The organism is Methylobacterium sp. WL18, assembly GCF_008040015.1.
Taxonomy (GTDB): Bacteria; Pseudomonadota; Alphaproteobacteria; order Rhizobiales; family Beijerinckiaceae; genus Methylobacterium; species Methylobacterium mesophilicum.
This window is the reverse complement of the sequence record NZ_VRVD01001268.1, coordinates 1-562: the sequence shown is the minus strand read 5'-3', so window position 1 is coordinate 562 and position 562 is coordinate 1. Positions and strand designations below refer to the sequence as shown.

At 72.2% G+C, this 562-nt stretch carries 1 protein-coding gene; it reads right to left on the bottom strand.

The features are described 5' to 3' along the window. On the bottom strand, positions 1–562 hold a 562-nt coding region (locus FV228_RS32240), incomplete at both ends, for an NAD(P)H-binding protein (protein WP_246694120.1).

Below are 562 nucleotides of genomic sequence, written 5' to 3'. Positions count from 1 at the left end.
GCTCGCGCCCGAGCAGCGCGAACAGGTGCTCGCCCTGCGCCCTGGGGGTGATCGCCGCGCCCGGCCCCCCGATCGGGAGCACGCGGTTGCGCCGGGCGTCGTCGTCGATGCAGTCGGCGAGGTACTGGCCGAGATCGTCGTCGCTGATCGGCTTGCAGGCGGTCAGCAGGCCGTCGCCGAAGACCAGGAACGGCTTGCCGCGCCTCACGCGATCGATCTGCCCCGAGAGCGATTTGAAGAAGGCGGTCGGCCGCACGATCGTGTAGGCGAGGCCCGACCCGATCAGCGCCTGCTCGAACGCCAGCTTGGCATGCTGGAACGCGAGGACCGGCTTCTGGACGCAGATCGCCGAGAGCAGGACGACCTGCGTGACGCCGGCCGCCTGTGCGGCCTCCAGCGCGTTCAGCTGCGCCTGATAGTCGATCGCCCAGGCATCGTCGGGCAACCCGGTGCGCGAGGCGAGGCACGAGACGAGGACGTCGAACGTCTCGCCCCGGATGCCGTCGCGGGCGAGCGCGGCCGGGTCGGTCACGTCCGCGACCCGGGCGGTGGCGCCCGCTGG